The organism is Vibrio fujianensis, assembly GCF_002749895.1.
Classification (GTDB): domain Bacteria; phylum Pseudomonadota; class Gammaproteobacteria; order Enterobacterales; family Vibrionaceae; genus Vibrio; species Vibrio fujianensis.
In genome coordinates, this window is the sequence record NZ_NBUS01000041.1 from 329,186 (window position 1) to 329,815 (window position 630).

At 49.5% G+C, this 630-nt stretch carries 1 protein-coding gene; it reads right to left on the bottom strand.

Annotated elements, in window-relative coordinates; genetic code table 11:
• On the bottom strand, positions 1-630 hold a 630-nt coding region (locus B7C60_RS17210), incomplete at both ends, for a molybdopterin oxidoreductase family protein (RefSeq protein ID WP_216639319.1).

Below are 630 nucleotides of genomic sequence, written 5' to 3' on the forward strand. Positions count from 1 at the left end.
ATTTCAACCGTTTTGGTCATAAAGATATCTTGTGCAATAACCAGTTCCATCTTACGCAACGTATTACGCATCGCGTTCAGGTCAGCTTCTGTCTGAGCAGGATCTTCACCAAAGATATAGAAGGCTTTGCATTTACCCTCTGCGACTTTATGACCCACTTCAGTCAGGCGGTAGCCGGGGTTTGGCGACAAAGACACTCCCCACGCTTTTTCGAATTTCGCGCGGACCGCATCATCAGTCACATTTTGGTAACCTGGATATTGGTGCGGCAACATACCTAAGTCACACGTACCTTGTACGTTGTTTTGACCACGAACCGGGCCACAACCCACGCCACGACGCCCCCAGTTACCTGTCAATGTTGCTAGGCCTGCCAAGCCACGAACAACATCGACCGCTTGACCGTATTGGGTCACGCCCATGCCCCAAAGAATCATCGCTTCGGGCGCAGCCGCATAAGTGCGAGCGGCTAAACGAATCGATGCCGCATCGAGCCCCGTTATTGCCTCTACCGTTTCTGGTGCGTAATTTCTAACAATATCGTAGAACGCATCAAACCCTTCAGTGTATTGTTCAACAAAGGTTTTGTTGTACAGGTTTTCTTCGATGATAGTGTAAGCCAGTGCATTC